Below are 17,209 nucleotides of genomic sequence, written 5' to 3' on the forward strand. Positions count from 1 at the left end.
GAGCGGTGAGCAAGACGGTGGTCCACGTGCTCCGGCACGGCGAGGTGTACAACCCCAACCAGATCCTCTACGGCCGGCTGCCCGGTTTCCGCCTGTCCGAGCTGGGCGTGCAGATGGCCAAGGCCGCCGCGCAGGGCCTCGCCGAGCGGGAGGTCGTGCACGTGGTGGCGAGCCCGCTGGAACGCGCCCAGCAGACCGCCGAGCCGATCGCCGCCCAGTTCGGGCTGCCGGTCGGTGTCGACGAGCGGCTGATCGAGAGCGCCAACTGGTTCGAGGGCAAGAAGGTCTCCCCGGGTGACGGGTCGTTCCGTGACCCGCGCAACTGGTGGGTGCTGCGCGACCCGGTGACGCCGTCCTGGGGTGAGGCGTACCGGGTCATCGCCGAGCGGATGTTCGCCGCCGTGCACGCCGCCCGGGTCGCCGCCGAGGGCCGCGAGGCGGTGCTCGTGTCGCACCAGCTGCCGATCTGGACGCTGCGCCGCTACGTCGAGCGCAAGCGGCTCTGGCACGATCCGCGCAAGCGGCAGTGCGGGCTTGCGAGCCTCACCTCCTTCCACTTCGACGGCGCGAAGGTGGTGGGCATCGGCTACAGCGAGCCGGCCGCCCACCTGATCGCCCTCTCCGCGACAGCCCGGACGGCCAAGGGGGCCTGATGAACGCCCGCAGGTGGACCGCCGGTCTGCTCGCCACCGTCGCCGCGGTGGCACTGGTCGGCTGTACGTCGTCGAAGGGTCAGGAGAAGACCTGCACGACCACCACCGACGGGGTCATCGAGTGTGCGCCGGACCAGCGTTCGGCACCCCCGAAGCTCGCCGGTGAGCTGCTCACCGGCGGCAGCTACGACGTCGACCAGGCCCGCGGCCAGGTGGTGGTGGTCAACTTCTGGGGCTCCTGGTGTGCGCCGTGCCGCGCCGAGGCGGACGACCTGGAGGCCACCTACCAGGCCACCAAGGCCACCGGGGTGACGTTCCTCGGCATCAACGTGCAGGATTCGCGGGACAAGGCCAAGGCGTTCGAGGAGGGCCGGGTCACCTACCCGAGCCTCTTCGACCCGTCCAGCCGGCTCGCGCTCGACCTGGACATCCCGCCGAACACCGTGCCGGCGACCGTGGTGCTCGACCGGGATGGTCGGGTCGCCGCGGTCATCCGCGCGGCGGTCAAGCAGGAGGGTCTGCAACCGATCGTCGAGCGGGTCGCCGCCGAGAAGCCGGCGTCGAACTGATGGGCGAGACCTTCCGGGAGCTGGCCCTGAGCGGGCCACTGCTGCTCGCCATCGGCGCCGCGGCGCTCGCCGGCCTGCTCAGCTTCCTCTCCCCGTGCGTACTGCCGCTGGTGCCCGGCTACCTCTCGTACGTCACCGGTCTGGCCGGCGCCGACCTGGAGGGCCGTCGGCCGGCGGCCGATCCCGCGCCCGCCGAGGGCGGCGGGGGAGTCGCCGTCCGCGAGCGGGCCGCGACGGCGGCCGTCAAGGGCCGGGTGCTGGCCGGGACGCTGCTCTTCATCGCCGGCTTCACCGTCGTCTTCGTCGCCACCGCGATCCTGTTCGCCGGCATCGGCCGGGTCTTCTTCGAGTACGAGCGGCAGCTGGAGATCGTCGTCGGCGCCCTGATCATCGTGCTCGGTCTGGGCTACCTCGGGATGATCCCGGCGCTGCAACGCGAGTTCCGGATCTCCCGGCTGCCGTCGGCGGGGCTGCTCGGCGCACCGATCTTCGGTGCGGTCTTCGCACTCAGCTGGGTGCCCTGCACCGGCCCCACGCTCGGCGCGGTGATGGGCATGGCGGCCACCAGCGGCCAGAGTGACCGTGCCGTGGTGCTCGCCGTGGCGTACTGCCTCGGGCTGGGGATACCGTTCATCGTCTTCGGGCTGGGCTTCCAGCGCCTGCTCGGGGTCTTCCGCGCCATCCGGCGCAACAGCCGCTGGGTCACCCGGGTCGGCGGCGCCCTGCTCATCGTGATCGGCCTGGCGCTGATCACCGGCGGATGGCAGAGCTTCGTGATCTGGTTGCAGACCACCGTCGGGGTGGGCGAGGTGAGCATCTGATGACGGTCGTCGACGACCGGCCGGAGACCGTTGCACCGGCGCCCGGGCGCCGTCCCAACCGGCTGCTGGCCCTGCTGCGCAACTCGTGGCGGCAGCTGACCAGCATGCGTACGGCGCTGATCCTGCTCTTCCTGCTCGCGATCGCCGCCATCCCCGGCTCGGTGCTGCCGCAGCGCGGGATCAGCCCGGAGAAGGTCAACCAGTACTTCGTCGACCACCCGGACTGGGCACCCCGACTGGACCGGATCGGCGCGTTCGAGGTCTTCGGCTCGGTCTGGTTCTCCGCGATCTACCTGCTGCTGTTCACGTCCCTGATCGGCTGCATCCTGCCCCGGCTGCGCGACCACGTCCGAGCGCTGCGGTCCCGGCCGCCGGCCGCACCGAAGCGGATGGCGCGGTTGCCGCAGCACACCGTGCTGCCCGCTCCGGCCGGTGGCACGGCGGCCATCGCCCAGGTGCTGCGCAAGCGGCGCTGGCGCGTCGAGGTACGCGGCGACGAGGTCTCCGCCGAGAAGGGCTACCTCAAGGAGACCGGCAACCTGCTGTTCCACACCTCGCTGATCGCGGTGCTGCTCGGCGTGGCGCTCGGCTCCTGGTACGGCTGGAGCGGCAACCGCCTGCTCGTGGCGGGCGCGGACAACGCGTTCTGCAACACCCGCCAGCAGTACGCCGAGGCGAAGCTCGGCCCTCGGGTGGACAGCGCCGAGCTGCCCCGTTTCTGCCTGCGGCTGGACGACTTCCAGGCCCGGTTCCTGCCGTCCGGTCAGCCGGAGTTCTTCAACGCCACGGTGACCGTCGACGGCCCCGACGAGCCGACCCGCAGGGCGGACTTCTCGGTGAACTCGCCGCTGCGTCTCGCCGACGCGAGCGTCTACCTGCTCGGCCAGGGGTACGCCCCGGTGATCCGCTACACCGACCGGTTCGGTCGCAGTCAGACCAGCACCACACCGTTCCTGACGACCGGCGACATGGGCCTGACCAGCGAGGGTCTGGCCGCCTTCCCGGACGCGAACGTCGACCCGGCGACCGGTCAGCGCGCACCGGATCAGCAGGTGGCCTTCACCGGCATCTACCTGCCGACCGCGCCGCAGAAGGCCCCGTTCGTCCGCTCGGAGTACCCGACCGAGCGCAACCCGACGCTGAACCTCGTCGCGTACCGGGGCAACCTCGGCCTGGACGCCGGCATCCCCGGCTCGGTCTACCAGCTCGACCAGCGGCAGGTGCGCGCCGGCAAGGTCAAGGAGGTGGGCACCAAGCTGCTCCGCAAGGGCGAGACCTGGACGCTGGACGATGGCACGACCGTCGAGTTCCTGGGCACCGAGCGGTACGTCACGCTCTCCGTCCGGCACGATCCCGGCTCGACGATGCTGCTGGTGAGCTGCGGTGTCCTGCTGGTCGGGCTGATGGGCTCGCTGTTCGGCAAGCGCCGCCGGGTGTGGTTCCGGGTGACATCGGCCGACCCGACGCACGAATCTCCGACAAGCGGTAGTAGCTTGATGGAGGTCGGTGGGTTGCCGCGTACCGACTATCCAGGGTTCGCCGACGAGTTCGCCCAGCTCGTCACCGCTGTGAGCGGTGCCGACGGGGCTGCCGAGCGGGCCGACACCGACGCTGACTCCAGCGACCGGGCCGGTGTGCGAGAAGGGACCGAGTGATGTCCGCGCTCTCCGACAATCTGGTGACCTTCGCGATCCTGACGTACCTGATCGCGATGATCAGTCACGCCGTCGAGTACGCGCTGGGCAACGCGCGTACCCGGGTCGCCGTGGCGTCGCCCGCCCGCGAGCTGGTGGGGGCGGGGGTTGGCGGTGGCGGCGGCGTCATCCCGGAGCCGCCCGCGCCGGTCCCGCCGACGGCCGACGGCGCGGCACGTCGTGCCCGGATCGCCGGCCTGGTCGCGGTGGGGGCCACCGCGCTGGCCGCCGTGCTGCACCTCGCGGCGCTGGTCACGCGGGGTCTGGCCGCCGACCGGATGCCGTGGGGCAACATGTACGAGTTCGTGCTCACGGTGACGTTCATCGGGGTCGCCGCCTGGCTGGTGGTGCTCTGGAAGCGGCCGTTGCTGCGCAAGCTCGGGCTGTTCCTCACCCTGGTGATGGTGCTGCTGGTCGCCACCGCCGAGCTGGTGCTGTACGTGCCGATCGTGCCGCTGGTGCCGGCGCTGAACTCGTACTGGTTCGTCATCCACGTCTCGACCATCGTCTTCGCGTCCGGCATCTTCCTGCTCGGCGTGGTGCCGGCGGTCGGCTTCCTGATGCGCAACGGGTACGAGCAGGGCAAGCGGAGCTTCCCGTACACCCTGGCCAAGCGGCTGCCCGGCGCGGTCGGCCTGGAGCGGCTCACCTTCGCGCTGCACGCCTTCGCGTTCCCGATCTTCACGTTCGCGGTGATCGCCGGTGCGATCTGGGCCGAGGCGGCCTGGGGTCGGCCGTGGGGCTGGGACCCGAAGGAGACCTGGGCGTTCATCTCCTGGGTGGTGTACGCCGGCTACCTGCACGCTCGCGCCACGCCCAGCGTCAAGCGCAACGTGGCCACCTGGATCGCGGTGCTCGGCTTCCTCACCATGCTGATGAACCTGTTCGGCGTGAACATCTTCTTCACCGGCCTGCACTCGTACGGCGGGTTGGACTAATCCCCACAGAATGTAGAACTACACTTCTAAGAATCGTAGTTCTACATTCTGTGGGATGTGGCAGTGAAGCTCTCCAAGCCAGCGGAAATCTTTGACCGTGACGTCGAATGGGCGGAGCTGGTCCGGTTTGCCACGGACGACCGGCCCGGTGCGACGCTGGGCGTGGTCAGCGGCCGTCGCCGGCAGGGCAAGACTCTGCTGTTGTACGAGCTGACCCGTGCCACCGACGGTTTCTACTTCGGGGCTACCGAGGCGACGCCGGCAGAGTCGCTGCGTCGACTCGGAGAGGCTCTCGGCCGGTACACCGACGCGCCTGGTCCGCTTCGCCTGGAAGACTGGTCGGGTGCGGTCGACGCGCTGCTCGCACTGGGCCAGCGCCGGCCAGTCACCGTGGTGATCGACGAGTTCCCCTACCTTGCCCGATCCAGCCGGGACCTCCCGTCGATCATTCAGCACGCCCTCACGCCGGGCCGGGTCGAGCGCACCGAATCTCGTACGCGCCTGCTGTTGTGCGGTTCGGCACTGTCGTTCATGGGCGGCCTGCTTGCCGGTTCGGCCCCGCTGCGCGGACGGGCTGGGCTGGAACTGCCTGTGCCGCCGCTGGACTATCGGGCCGCCGCGACGTTCTGGGGGATCGATGATCCTTCACTCGCTGCCCGCGTGTTCGCCATCGTCGGGGGCACGCCGGCCTACCGGCGAGAATACGTCCAGGACGATGTACCCGACGGGCCAGACGACTTCGACGACTGGGTCGTGCGCGCGGTGCTGAATCCGGCCCGCCCGTTGTTCCGCGAGGCCCGCTACCTGCTCGCCGAGGATCCCGACCTGCGGGACACCGCGCTTTACCACTCCGTGCTGTCCGCGGTCGCCGAAGGCAACGGCACCCGAGGGGGTATCGCCGGGTACATCGGGCGAAAGGCCACCGACCTCCAGCACCCGCTCACCGTCCTTGAGGACGCCGGTCTCCTCATCCGCGAGCCCGATCCGCTTCGCAGCGGGCGTAGCCGTTACCGCATCGCCGAACCCCTGATCACCTTCTACCAGGCGATCATGCGTCCCTCCTGGACGGCTTTGGAGCAGCGGCGTGGTCCGGACGTCTGGAGGCGTTCCAACCGCCGGTACTCAAGCGGGGTGCTGGGGCCGGCGTTCGAGGAGATCGTCCGACAGTGGGCCCTGCGCTTCGCCGCGCCGGAGACATTCGGCGGTGGCGTCGCGGAGGCCAGCGCGGCCGTCCTCACCGATCCCTCCACCCGTACCAGTCTGGAACTCGACCTGGTGGCGTTCGGCGAGCCGCCGTTCGGCGACGGCCCTCGGCCGCTGCTCGCCATCGGAGAGGTCAAGTGGGGTCGCACGCTGGGGCAGCCCGAGTTGGATCGACTGGGACGGGCACGAGACCTGCTCGCCGCGCGTCCCGGTCTGGACGTGCGGGACGCCCGGTTGCTGCTCGCGAGCGGGGCGGGGTTCACCGACGAGCTTCGGCGGGCGGCCGGTCAGCGTCCCGATGTCGTCCTCGTCGACCCGTCGCGGCTCTATTCCGGCGATTGACGGCGTCCGGGCCGCACGGGAGGATGTCGACGGCTGCGGTTGCCGCGCAGGGTCTCGTCCACGCGCAGCGTGATCTGGTACGACACCTCCGGCAGGTCGGCCAGCTCGACCCGCTCGCCGCGTAACGCCAGTTGGGCGTGCAGCTCGCGGGCGATGGCGTCGCGAAGCTCGACCTGTAGGGGCGACAACCCGTCCGGGTCGCCGTCGATCGGCCCGCACCCACCGACCCGCCGTTGGCCTTCGGGCCATCGCGGGCGTCACACCACCCGGCTTGGGTCGGGCGGCACCCGGTGCGGGAGACTGGCGGCATGGCGGCTCGTGGCTTCCCGTACACCGATCTCAAGGACTTCCTCGCGGCGCTGGAGCGTGCGGGGGAGCTGCGGCGGGTCGACGTCCCGGTCGACCCCACCCTGGAGATCAGCGAGGTGGTCACCCGGACGGTGCGAGCCGGCGGGCCGGCGCTGCTCTTCGAGCACCCCACGCGGGGTGAGATGCCGGTGGCGATCAACCTGTTCGGCACCGAGAAGCGGATGGCGATGGCGCTCGGCGTGGAGTCGCTGGACGAGATCGGCGCCCGGATCGGCGCGCTGGTCAAGCCCGAGCTGCCGGTCGGCTGGTCCGGCATCCGGGAGGGCCTCGGCAAGGTCATGCAGCTCAAGTCGGTGCCGCCGCGCAAGGTCAAGACCGCGCCCTGCCAGGAGGTGGTCTACCGGGGCGACGACGTCGACCTGAACCGGCTGCCGGGGTTGCAGGTGTGGCCCGGCGACGGCGGGATCTTCCACAACTACGGGCTGACCCACACCAAGCACCCGGAGACCGGCAAGCGCAATCTGGGCCTGTACCGGCTCCAGCAGCACGGCCGCAACACCCTCGGCATGCACTGGCAGATCCACAAGGACTCGACGGCACACCACGCGGTCGCCGAGCGGCTCGGGCAGCGCCTGCCGGTCGCGGTCGCGATCGGCTGCGACCCGGTCGTCTCGTACGCGGCCAGCGCGCCACTGCCCGGCGACATCGACGAGTACCTGTTCGCCGGGTTCCTGCGCGGCGAACGGGTGGAGATGGTCGACTGCCTCACCGTGCCGTTGCAGGTGCCGGCGCACGCGCAGATCGTGCTGGAGGGCTACCTGGAGCCCGGCGAGCGGCTGCCCGAGGGGCCGTTCGGTGACCACACCGGCTTCTACACGCCGGTCGAGCCGTTCCCGGTGCTGCACATCGAGGCGATGACCATGCAGCGCAAGCCGGTCTACCACTCGATCGTCACCTCGAAGCCGCCGCAGGAGGACCACGGCCTCGGCAAGGCCACCGAGCGGATCTTCCAGCCGCTGCTCAAGCTGCTGATCCCGGACATCGTCGACTACGACCTGCCGGCCGCCGGCGTCTTCCACAACTGCGCGATCGTGTCGATCCGCAAGCGCTACCCGAAGCACGCGCAGAAGGTGATGAACGCGATCTGGGGCGCGCACCTCATGTCGCTGACCAAGCTGATCGTGATCGTCGACGAGGACTGCGACGTGCACGACTACAACGAGGTCGCCTTCCGCGCCTTCGGCAACGTCGACTACGCCCGCGACCTGCTGCTCACCGAGGGGCCGGTGGACCACCTCGACCACTCGTCGTACCAGCAGTTCTGGGGCGGCAAGGTGGGCGTCGACGCGACCCGCAAACTGCCCACCGAGGGATACACCCGCGGCTGGCCCGAGGAGATGACCATGAGTCCGGAAGTGGCTGCCCTCGTCGACAAGCGCTGGAAGGAGTACGGAATCTGATGGCCACCACCGACAACCCTCGCGATCTTGCACCTCCGGTTGCTGATTCGTCCCCTTCCTCCCCTTCTGGCGCGACCGAAACTGCACGATCGCGGGGGAGGGTGCGGGCCTTCCTGGACCTCGTCACCATCGAGCACTCCGTCTTCGCGTTGCCGTTCGCGTACCTGTCGGCGCTGACCGCCATGCGGGTCTCCGGCGGGCACGTACGGTGGCTCGACCTGCTGCTGATCACCGTGGCTATGGTCGGTGCGCGGACGTTCGCGATGGCCGCCAACCGGATCCTCGACCGGCGGATCGACGCGCGGAACCCGCGTACCGCCGGCCGGGAACTGGTCACCGGGGCGGTGAGCGTGCGGACGGCCTGGACCGGCGCGGCCGTCGCGCTTGTCGTGTTCCTCGTCGCCGCCGCCCTGCTCAACCCGCTCTGCCTGGTGTTGGCACCGCTCGCCGTGGTGCCGCTGGTGGTCTACCCGTACGGCAAGCGGTTCACCAACTGGCCGCACGCCATCCTCGCGATCGCCCAGGCGGTCGGCCCGGTCGGCGCCTGGCTGGCCGTCACCGGCACCCTGGACGGCTCCTGGCCGGCCTGGCTGCTCGGCGCGGCGGTCGGCCTGTGGATCGGCGGCTTCGACCTGATCTACGCCTGCCAGGACTCCGAGATCGACCGGGAGATCGGCGTGCACAGCGTGCCCGCCCGCTACGGCCGGCGCTTCGCGCTGCACGCCTCCACCGTCGCGCACGTGGTGACGTTCGCGCTGTTCATCTGGTTCGGCGCGCTGGTCGGCTTCGGCTGGCTCTGGTGGATCGGGCTGGCGCTGACCGCCGTCGCGTTCGCCTACCAGCACCTGGTGGTCACGCCGACCGACCTGAGCAAGGTCAACCGGGCGTTCTTCACCGCCAACGGCTTCGTCGGCATCGTGCTGTTCGTGTTCGCCCTGCTGGACCTGGTGATCCGCCTCGACCTACGCCCCTGAGACCGGCTGCCCCGCGCTGGTCGGGTAGCGGGCGCTCTCCAACGTCCAGTCGATGGTGCCGCGGACCGCGTACGCCACCCCGTCGAGATGGTCGGTGACCGCCTCGTCCAACGCCGGGCCGAACGACGGCACCGCGTCCCGCAGCGCGACGAAGTGGTGCATCGACTCCCGCCAGCGTTCGGCCGCCCGGTCGACCGCCGCCGCCGTGGGCACACCCCACTCGCCCTGCATGGCGAGGACCAGGTTGTGCCCGCCGGCGGTGACCCGGTCCCGATCCAGTGAGGCCAGGTCGTTGTACCAGGAGAGCAGGTCGTTGCCGGTGCGGGCGATCTCGCGCAGCAGCGGATGGTGGTAGACCGGGTCGGGCAGCGGCCGTCCGGTCACGAACTCCACAAGCGGGTACGACACCTCCGCCGCCGAGGTCGCCCGACGCAGCTCGACGTACTCGGTAACCCCCGGGCGGCGGCCGACCTCCTTGTTGACCGCCTCCTGCCAGGTGCCGTCGAGATGCCGCGCCACCGCGTCGGCGAAGCGCAGCCGCCAGCGGGCCGGCATCCGGCGGCGTGGCTCCCGCCAGGCCAGCACCAGCAGCCGCCGCAGCGGACCGCTCAGACCGGCCTGCCGCAGCCGGGGACCGTCGTGCAGCAGCGCCAACGTGCCGTTGCGCAACGCCCGGATCTGCTCCGGCGCGAGCCGGCCCGGCCCGTCGCAGGCGTCGTCGACCAGGAAGAACCAGGTGAACAGTGCGGTGAGCGTCCGCAGGTCGGCCTCGGTCGCATCCGGGTAGAGCCGTCCGGCGTACCGGGCGAAGGCCCCCCGCGCCAGCCGGTGCAGCGCGGCGTCGTCCAGTGCCAGACCCAACCCGGGCAGCAGGTCGAGCAGCCACTCCTGGACCTGGTCGGCGTACGGCGACAGCCGGGCCGGAACAGGGCACTCGGCGCGCAACGTCCAGAGGACTTCGCCGGTCGTCACCGATGCCTCCTGTACGAACTGCTCCCGGTGCGAATCGCCACCGGCAGCATGTCAGGTCGACGGGACGCCCACACGCCCGCCGGACATGTCGGACCGGCCGGCCCGGGGGTGCCCACCAGCGCGCCGGCACGACCAGGCAGGCTGGAGGCATGCGGGAACCATGGGTGGTCGGTGTCTCCGGGGCCTCCGGCACGCCGTACGCGGCGGCCGTCATCGGCGGACTGCTCGACGCCGGCGAGTCGGTGGACCTCATCGTGTCCCGGGCGGCGCGGCTCACCGTGCTCGACGAGACGGGTCGGCCGTTCCGTGACGCCCACTGGGCCGAGGACCTCGCCGCCTGGCTCGGTCGGGACCTGACGGGCGCGGACGTGCGGCACTGGCCGGCCGGCGACCTGGCGGCCGGGCCGAGCAGCGGCTCCTACCGGGTACGCGGAATGGCCGTGGTGCCGGCGAGCACGGCCGCCTGCGCGGGCATCGCGATCGGGCTCTCCAAGGATCTGTTGCAGCGTGCCGCCGAGGTCAACCTCAAGGAACGCCGCCCGGTGGTCATGGTCCCCCGGGAGACCCCGGTGACCCGCAGCCACCTGGAGCACCTGATCGGCCTGCACGACGCGGGTGCGATCGTGCTGCCCGCCAGCCCCGGCTTCTACGGAGCCGGCGCGGCGGCCAGCGCCCAGCAGTTGGTCGACTTCGTCGCCGGCAAGGTGCTGGACGCGCTCGGCGTCCCGCACACCCTGTTCCGACGGTGGTCCGGCCAGCTCGGCGCGGCCCGCAGCTGAGCCGTCGGCTCAGCCCGCTCGGCCGGGCTGCCCGCCGGATCGGCCCAGCGGGACGCGGACCGGACTGGTGTCCGGTCCGCCTGACGTTGTCCGCACCAGTTCAGTACATGCCGGCGTTGGCCGGACCCGGCCCGGTGGAGGCGGCCGGTCCCACATTGCGTGGTTTTCCGACCTCGTCCACCTCGTCCAGCATGCCCTCCCCCTCAAGCAGGGCTCGCACCTCGGATTCCCGAAACCGGCGATGCCCGCCTGGAGTCCGGATGCTTCCTATCCGGCCGGCCGCCGCCCATCTCGTCACAGTCTTCGGGTCCACCCGAAACAGCGCGGCGACCTCACCCGGTGTCAGCAGGCGATCTCCAGTGTCCACAGCCCCCTCCTCGCGTCGACGAAGCCCCTGGCTGAACACACTGCCCCCGGCTGGTGCGAGCCCAGAGCCGTCATGAGGGACGTATGGCAATTACAGCACCAGGGACCTGGCCTGTCCGCCAAACGCGAAAAACGCACTGAGTGGGAAGTTAGTAAATGGTACTGGCGCAACCCCTACCTGGACCGTCAGTTTGTGAACAGTTACTCACTGCTGTGTGCAACGGATACCGAAGGGATCGCGTTACGCCCAACCGGTTAAGGTCACTCTCCGTGGACGCCATCGACCTGAGCCTCGTCGACCTGCTGCGCGGCAACGCCCGCCTCTCGTACGCCGAACTGGCCCGGCAGGTTGGTCTCTCCGCCCCCGCGGTCCACGAGCGGGTCGGCAAGCTGGAGAGCAGCGGCGTGGTCCGTGGCTACCACGCGGAGGTGGAGCCGGAGGCGATCGGGCTGGGCGTCACCGCGTTGATCGGCATCGTCGAGGACTCCGGGGCGGACTCCGACGACATGCTCGAATCGCTGCGGGTGCTGCCCGAGATCGAATCCTGCTACTTCATGGCCGGCGTGGAGTCGTTCCTGCTCAAGGCCCGGGTCGGCACGATCGCCGAGCTGGAGCAGCTGATCGTGCGGCTCAACCGGACACCCGGGGTGGCCTCCACCCGCACCGCCATCGCGCTCAGCACCAAGTGGGAGAACCGCCCCCAGTCGGTCGGCCCGCCGGTTTCCTGACCGCCGCGCCGCGTACCCCTGGTGCCGCCCGTCGACCCGGCGGTAGCGTGCGCCGATGACCCCGCCGCGACGTGGCACGGCCGTGGTGACCGGCGCCGCCGGCGGCCTGGGCCGCGCCATCGCCACCGCGCTGCACACCGACGGCTGGTCGGTGCTGCTCACCGACCTCGACCCGGTGGCGGTGGCCGCCGCCGCGGCGCCGCTGGGCGGTTGGTCCGCCGCGCTGGACGTGCGGGACGAGGTCGCCTGCGCCGAGGTCGCGGCGACGGCGGCGAGCCGGGGTGGCCTCGACCTGTGGGTCAACAACGCCGGCATCCTGGTCACCGGCCCCGCCTGGGACCACGACGGGCGGACCCGCCGCAGGGTGCTCGACGTCAACACGTTCGGCGCGATGAACGGCACCCTGGCCGCGCTCGCGCTGATGCGCGAGCAGGGCCACGGCCACGTGCTCAACGTCGTGTCACTGGCCGGGCTGATCGCCGCGCCCGGTGAGACGGTGTACGCGGCCAGCAAGCACGCCCTGCTGGCGTTCAGCCTCGGCACCCTGTCCGACCTGCGGATGGCCGGGTACCGGCGGGTGCACGTCTCCTGCCTCTGCCCGGACGGCATCTGGACCCCGATGCTGCACGACCGGCTGGACGACCCGGGGGCGCTGGCGTCGTTCACCGGCTCGATGCTCACCCCGCAGCGCGTCGCCGCCCGCGCGGTCCGGCTGGCCCGCCGGCCTCGCCCGGTGGTCAGCCTGCCCCGCTGGCGGGGGGCGCAGGTCCGGCTGCTGGACGCGCTGCCCCGACTCGCCGTCGCACTGACCCCGCTCGTCCGGGCCGCCGGCCGGGCCGGGCAGCGCCGCCAACTGCGCCGGAGCACCCCACCGGACCGGAGCTGACCACCCCCGACCTGCTTGCTAGGTTTCCGGCGTGACTCATCTCGACCGGTGCGACGAGGCCAGCCGGACCTGGGTGACCGACGCGATCGCCGCCGTCGAGGCGGACGCGAACCGGTCGGCCGACACCCACCTGCTGCCGTTCCCGCTGCCCCGGGCATGGGGGATCGACCTCTACCTCAAGGACGAGTCGTCCCACCCGACCGGCTCGCTGAAGCACCGGCTGGCCCGTTCACTGTTCCTCTACGGGCTCTGCAACGGCTGGATCGGGCCGCGGACCACGATCGTCGAGGCGTCGTCGGGTTCCACCGCCGTCTCCGAGGCGTACTTCGCCCGGATGCTCGGTCTGCCGTTCATCGCCGTCATGCCCGCCTCCACCTCCCCGGAGAAGATCTCGCAGATCGAGTTCCAGGGCGGCCGGTGCCACCTCGTCGACGACCCGGCGACCGTTGTCGTCGAGGCCCGCTGGCTGGCCGAGGACTCCGGCGGGCACTTCATGGACCAGTTCACCTACGCCGAACGGGCCACCGACTGGCGGGGCAACAACAACATCGCCGAGTCGATCTACGCGCAGTTGGAGCTGGAACGGCACCCCATCCCGGCCTGGATCGTGGTCGGCGCCGGCACCGGCGGCACCAGCGCGACCATCGGCCGGTACGCCCGCTACCGCCGGCTGCCCACCAAACTCTGCGTGGTGGACCCGGAGAACTCGGCGTTCTACCCGGCGTGGCTCGCCGCCGACTGGTCGGTCCGCACCGGCAAGGGCTCCCGGATCGAGGGCATCGGCCGTCCCACCGTGGAGGCGTCGTTCCTGCCCTCGGTGGTGGACCGGATGGTCCAGGTGCCGGACGCGGCGTCGCTCGCCGCCATGCGGGCCGGCTCGGCGGTGCTCGGCCGTCGGGTCGGCGGCTCCACCGGCACCAACCTGTGGGGCGCGTTCGGCCTGATCGCCGGGATGCTCGCCGAGGGCCGGACCGGCTCGGTGGTCACCCTGATCTGTGACCCCGGCGACCGGTACGCCGACACCTACTACGCCGACGACTGGCTGGCCGCACAGGGCCTCGACCTGGCACCCCACCTGGCCACCGTCGAGCGGTTCCTGGCCAGCGGCGAGTGGCCCACCTGAACCCCCGCGGGCGCCCTCAGCGCGGGTCGATCCGCTCGGCCAGCCCCGGGTAGCGCACCACGTACCCGTCGGCGTCCACGTCGATGTCGGCGGTGAAGGTGCCGCTGGCGAACCGCACCCGGCCCGGCCCGAGCCCGGTGTAGATCTGCTCGGCCGCCACCACCTCCAGGCCGGGCAGCAGCACCCACGCGACGGTGATCCGGCGGGGCATGTCGGCGGCCTGGGCGGCCATCCCGAGCCGGTGGAACGGCAGGGCGTTGAACAGCGGCGACCCGCTCAGGTCCACGTCGAGGGCGTCGGCCAGCCGGTCCGGGTCGTCGGTGCCCGGCAGGCCGGCCCGAGGGTGGCCGGCCGCGATGAGAGCCGCGTCCAGATCGCCCTGCTCGGCGGTGGTCACCCGCCACCGGCCCGTGGCCCGTTCCAGCGTCACCCGGCGCAGCCAGCCCGACCCCTCGGCCTCGACCTCCACCCGCGTGGTGCTCCAGTCCGGTGCGGTGGTCAGCTGGTAGCGGGCCGTCCACGGGATTGGGTCGACGGCGAGCAGCGTGCCCCGGGCCGCCAATCCGTTGCCGTCGTCGAGCAGAGCCTGCTCGCTGCCCGCGGTGTCCGTCCGGGACCAGAAGAGTGACTTCGGCATGGTCGGCATGAGGCGGACGTTACGCGACCGGGTCGACCTCGGCAGGGCCATGCGCGAACGCCGCCGCGGAGCGTGGGCTCCGCGACGGCGTTCGGGGTCGATCAGAGGATCAGTGGGTACGCGCCGGCGGACGCCCGCCGAAACCACGCCGGTCGTCGCGCGGCCGGTCGTCGCGCGGCCGGTCGTCCCGGCCACGGCCCTCGGAGCGGAAGCCACCCCGGGTGTCCCGGTCGCCCTGCCGCCGCTCACCCTGCGGCCGGTCGCCGAAGCGCCGCTCGCCGGTCGGCCGGTCGCCGTAACGCCGCTCGCCCTGCGGACGGTCACCGTAGGTCCGGTCCCCGGTCGGGCGGTCGCCGTAGCGGCGCTCGCCGGTCGGTCGGCCGTCCCGGTCGCCGAACTGCGGCCGGTCGCCGTAGCGGCGTTCGCCCTGCGGTCGGTCGCCGAAGCGCCGCTCGCCGCTGGGCCGGTCACCATACTGCCGGTCCCCGGTCGGGCGGTCACCGAAGCGCCGCTCACCGGTCGGGCGGTCGCCGTAGCGGCGCTCGCCGGTCGGTCGGCCGTCCCGGTCACCGAACTGCGGCCGGTCGCCGAAGCGGCGCTCGCCCTGCGGCCGGTCCCGGTCACCGAAGCGGCGCGGGCCGCCGGACCGGTCGTCGAAACGACGCGAGCCGCCGGAGCGGTCGCCGTACCCGCGCGGCTCCGCCTCGACCCGAACCGGAACGCCGCTCGGCTCGCGGGCGCCGATCAGCTCGGCCAACGCGGGGTCGCCGAGCCGTACCCGGGTCTCGGCGGGCGCGACGCCCGCCTTCTCCATCATCGCCAGGGTGGTCCGCCGCTGCTTGGGCAGCACCAGCGTGGCCACCGCGCCCGACTCGCCCGCCCGGGCGGTGCGCCCGGCGCGGTGCAGGTAGTCCTTGGGGTCCTTCGGCGGGTCGACGTGCAGCACCAGGGTGACGCCGTCGACGTGGATGCCCCGGGCGGCCACGTCCGTGGCGACCAGGACGTTCATCCGGCCCTCACGGAACTCGGCCAGGGTCTTGGTACGCATCCGCTGGGTCTTGCCGCCGTGCAGGCCACCGGCCCGTACGCCGACCGCCGCGAGCTGCTCGACCAGCCGGTCCACACCCAGCTGGGTGCGGGCGAAGACCATGGTCCGGCCGTCCCGGGCGGCGATCGAGGCGGCCACCGGGAACTTCTCGTGCGGCGGGATCAACAGCATGTGGTGATCCATGGTGGACACCGAGGCGGTGGACGGCGCGGTGGAGTGGGTCACCGGGTCGTTCATGAACCGCTTGACCAGCGCGTCGACGTCACCGTCCAGGGTGGCCGAGAAGAGCAGCCGCTGACCGTTCGCGGGCGTCTTCGCCAGCAGCTCGGTCACTTCGGGCAGGAAGCCCATGTCGGCCATCTGGTCGGCCTCGTCGAGCACCGTCACCTCGACGTCGTCGAGCTGGCAGATGCCCCGCTCGATGAGGTCGCCGAGCCGGCCCGGGGTCGCCACGATGATCTCCACGCCGCGGCGCAGCGCGTCGATCTGACGGTCGTACGGAACACCGCCGACGGCGGTCTTCAGGAACACGTTGAGCGACTTGCCCAGCGGCAGCAGCGCGTCGTTGACCTGCATGGCCAACTCGCGGGTCGGGACCAGGACCAGGGCGCGCGGCCGCATCGGTCGGGCCGGCTTACCGGCGGCGACCCGGGCCAGCAACGGCAGGCCGAAGGCGAGGGTCTTGCCCGACCCGGTCTGCCCGCGGCCCAGCACGTCGCGGCCGGCGAGCGCGTCGGGCACGGTGGCCCGCTGGATCTCGAAGGGGGTGGTGATGCCCTGCCGCGCCAACGCGCGCACCAGGGGCTCGGGCAGACCGAGCGCGGCGAAGTCGATCTCCGCCGGCGCGGCGTCGGCCTGCGCCGGAATGGCGTCGGAGGTCTCGACAGTGGTGTCGTAAACGGACGGAACGATGCTGGAGTCAGCAGAGGTGGTCAACAAATGCCTTTCGAGCGGGGCGCATCTTCGCGATGGCCTGCCGCGGCTGTTGTCGCCGGATCGCCCGCAAGATCGCCCATGGGCGCGCACCACGCGCGCCGGGTCAGTGATCTCGACAAGTGTACGGCGGTTCGGCGAAGTCGCCAGCCGCTTGCCCGGCGGTAGTGGGCGGACTCACCATCGTCCCCTCGCGGCTCAGCTGTTGAGCATGTCGCCCATCAGGCCGTCCAGGGCGTTGTTGGCCAGCAGGACGACCAGGACGCTGACCGCGACCAACAGCCCCAGCGCGGCGGCGAGGACGAGCAGAACCCGGGTGGTGCGGGGCCGGTCGGCCGGCGTGTCCGCCCAGCCCTGGGCCAGGATGTGCCCGGTCAGGGAGCCCGAAGTCTCCACCGCGTTGGCGGGCAGGGCGATCGTGGCGAAGCCCGGCCCCTCCCCGCTGCCGTAGACGGTGCCGGCCAGGTCGGGGCCGGTAGCCGGCCGCCCGCCGGTGACACCGGCCGTGGACCGTCCCGCCGGGCTGGCGGTGGTGGGCGTGGTCGGTCGGGCGTCGTTGGCCGTGGACGGGGCAGCGCCGGTGGTGGACGGCGGCCACACGGGCAGTGCGGGTGCGGGCACCACCGGCGGAGCGGAGACGGGCGCCCCCGCCCAGCCGCCGCCGGAGGTCGGCAGCCCCGGCACAGCGCCGGGCGCCCGGTCCGCCGGCGGGGCGGAGACCGACGCGGTCGCCCGTACCCCGGGCAGGTGGGGCATCGCCGGCGGAGGGGGGA

17 protein-coding genes and 1 pseudogene are annotated in these 17,209 nt (G+C 71.9%); 12 read left to right on the top strand and 6 right to left on the bottom strand.

Features of this window, described 5'->3' with window-relative positions:
* Positions 1–5 precede the first annotated feature (5 nt).
* From F8271_RS09255 to F8271_RS09280, 6 genes are all read left to right on the top strand, one after another.
* Entirely contained in the window at positions 6–653 is a 648-nt protein-coding gene (locus F8271_RS09255; protein WP_151489285.1) for a histidine phosphatase family protein, read from the top strand.
* On the top strand, positions 653–1,222 hold the full coding sequence (locus F8271_RS09260; RefSeq protein ID WP_151489286.1) for a TlpA disulfide reductase family protein: 570 nt from the start codon (positions 653–655) through the stop codon (positions 1,220–1,222). Before F8271_RS09255 ends, F8271_RS09260 begins: the two co-directional genes overlap by 1 nt.
* Positions 1,222–2,043, top strand: a complete 822-nt coding sequence (locus tag F8271_RS09265; RefSeq protein ID WP_151489287.1) for a cytochrome c biogenesis CcdA family protein — start codon at positions 1,222–1,224, stop codon at positions 2,041–2,043. The genes F8271_RS09260 and F8271_RS09265 overlap by 1 nt, the downstream gene beginning before the upstream one ends.
* On the top strand, positions 2,043–3,698 hold the full coding sequence (locus F8271_RS09270) for a cytochrome c biogenesis protein ResB (RefSeq protein ID WP_151489288.1): 1,656 nt from the start codon (positions 2,043–2,045) through the stop codon (positions 3,696–3,698). The genes F8271_RS09265 and F8271_RS09270 overlap by 1 nt, the downstream gene beginning before the upstream one ends.
* On the top strand, positions 3,698–4,675 hold the full coding sequence (gene ccsB / locus F8271_RS09275) for a c-type cytochrome biogenesis protein CcsB (protein ID WP_151489289.1): 978 nt from the start codon (positions 3,698–3,700) through the stop codon (positions 4,673–4,675). The genes F8271_RS09270 and ccsB overlap by 1 nt, the downstream gene beginning before the upstream one ends.
* A 63-nt stretch (positions 4,676–4,738) precedes the next feature.
* Positions 4,739–6,220: an ATP-binding protein gene (locus F8271_RS09280; protein WP_151489290.1), complete on the top strand. Its 1,482-nt coding sequence runs from the start codon at positions 4,739–4,741 to the stop codon at positions 6,218–6,220.
* On the opposite strand, the gene F8271_RS09285 is transcribed toward F8271_RS09280, so the two are convergent.
* Positions 6,205–6,408: a hypothetical protein gene (locus tag F8271_RS09285; RefSeq protein WP_225854307.1), complete on the bottom strand. Its 204-nt coding sequence runs from the start codon at positions 6,406–6,408 to the stop codon at positions 6,205–6,207. The genes F8271_RS09280 and F8271_RS09285 overlap by 16 nt on opposite strands.
* 120 nt (positions 6,409–6,528) lie before the next feature.
* Here F8271_RS09285 and F8271_RS09290 point away from each other — a divergent pair, with 120 nt between their 5' ends.
* Both F8271_RS09290 and mqnP read left to right on the top strand, forming a co-directional pair.
* A complete protein-coding gene (locus tag F8271_RS09290; protein ID WP_151489292.1) occupies positions 6,529–7,989 on the top strand; it encodes a menaquinone biosynthesis decarboxylase in 1,461 nt (486 codons plus the stop codon).
* Positions 7,989–8,963 carry a menaquinone biosynthesis prenyltransferase MqnP gene (gene mqnP, locus F8271_RS09295; RefSeq protein WP_151489293.1) on the top strand — a complete coding sequence of 325 codons (975 nt, stop codon included), beginning with the start codon at positions 7,989–7,991 and terminating at the stop codon, positions 8,961–8,963. Before F8271_RS09290 ends, mqnP begins: the two co-directional genes overlap by 1 nt.
* Here the strand turns inward: mqnP and F8271_RS09300 are convergent.
* Complete coding sequence (locus tag F8271_RS09300; protein WP_151489294.1) at positions 8,952–9,935, bottom strand: terpene synthase; 984 nt, start codon at positions 9,933–9,935, stop codon at positions 8,952–8,954. The genes mqnP and F8271_RS09300 overlap by 12 nt on opposite strands.
* Positions 9,936–10,084: 149 nt before the next feature.
* On the opposite strand from F8271_RS09300, the gene F8271_RS09305 reads away from it, so the two are divergent.
* Complete coding sequence (locus F8271_RS09305; protein ID WP_151489295.1) at positions 10,085–10,714, top strand: UbiX family flavin prenyltransferase; 630 nt, start codon at positions 10,085–10,087, stop codon at positions 10,712–10,714.
* A 100-nt stretch (positions 10,715–10,814) separates the two neighbouring features.
* On the opposite strand, the gene F8271_RS09310 is transcribed toward F8271_RS09305, so the two are convergent.
* Entirely contained in the window at positions 10,815–11,081 is a 267-nt protein-coding gene (locus F8271_RS09310; RefSeq protein WP_007454516.1) for a BldC family transcriptional regulator, read from the bottom strand.
* A gap of 269 nt (positions 11,082–11,350) precedes the next feature.
* Here F8271_RS09310 and F8271_RS09315 point away from each other — a divergent pair, with 269 nt between their 5' ends.
* The 3 genes from F8271_RS09315 to F8271_RS09325 are packed head-to-tail and all read left to right on the top strand — an operon-like array spanning position 11,351 to position 13,818.
* Entirely contained in the window at positions 11,351–11,809 is a 459-nt protein-coding gene (locus F8271_RS09315; RefSeq protein ID WP_151489296.1) for an Lrp/AsnC family transcriptional regulator, read from the top strand.
* Between the two features lie 55 nt (positions 11,810–11,864).
* Positions 11,865–12,695: an SDR family oxidoreductase gene (locus F8271_RS09320; protein WP_151489297.1), complete on the top strand. Its 831-nt coding sequence runs from the start codon at positions 11,865–11,867 to the stop codon at positions 12,693–12,695.
* Positions 12,696–12,726: 31 nt separating this feature from the next.
* Entirely contained in the window at positions 12,727–13,818 is a 1,092-nt protein-coding gene (locus F8271_RS09325) for a PLP-dependent cysteine synthase family protein (protein WP_151489298.1), read from the top strand.
* A 16-nt stretch (positions 13,819–13,834) separates the two neighbouring features.
* On the opposite strand, the gene F8271_RS09330 is transcribed toward F8271_RS09325, so the two are convergent.
* From F8271_RS09330 to F8271_RS33055, 3 genes and pseudogenes are all read right to left on the bottom strand, one after another.
* Entirely contained in the window at positions 13,835–14,455 is a 621-nt protein-coding gene (locus tag F8271_RS09330) for a putative glycolipid-binding domain-containing protein (protein WP_151489299.1), read from the bottom strand.
* A 109-nt stretch (positions 14,456–14,564) separates the two neighbouring features.
* Positions 14,565–16,439 carry a DEAD/DEAH box helicase gene (locus F8271_RS09335; RefSeq protein ID WP_370461890.1) on the bottom strand — a complete coding sequence of 625 codons (1,875 nt, stop codon included), beginning with the start codon at positions 16,437–16,439 and terminating at the stop codon, positions 14,565–14,567.
* Positions 16,440–16,634: 195 nt separating this feature from the next.
* Positions 16,635–17,209 (bottom strand): annotated as a pseudogene (locus tag F8271_RS33055) (hypothetical protein); the annotation flags it as partial.

Source organism: Micromonospora sp. ALFpr18c (assembly GCF_008868155.1).
Taxonomy (GTDB): Bacteria; Actinomycetota; Actinomycetes; order Mycobacteriales; family Micromonosporaceae; genus Micromonospora.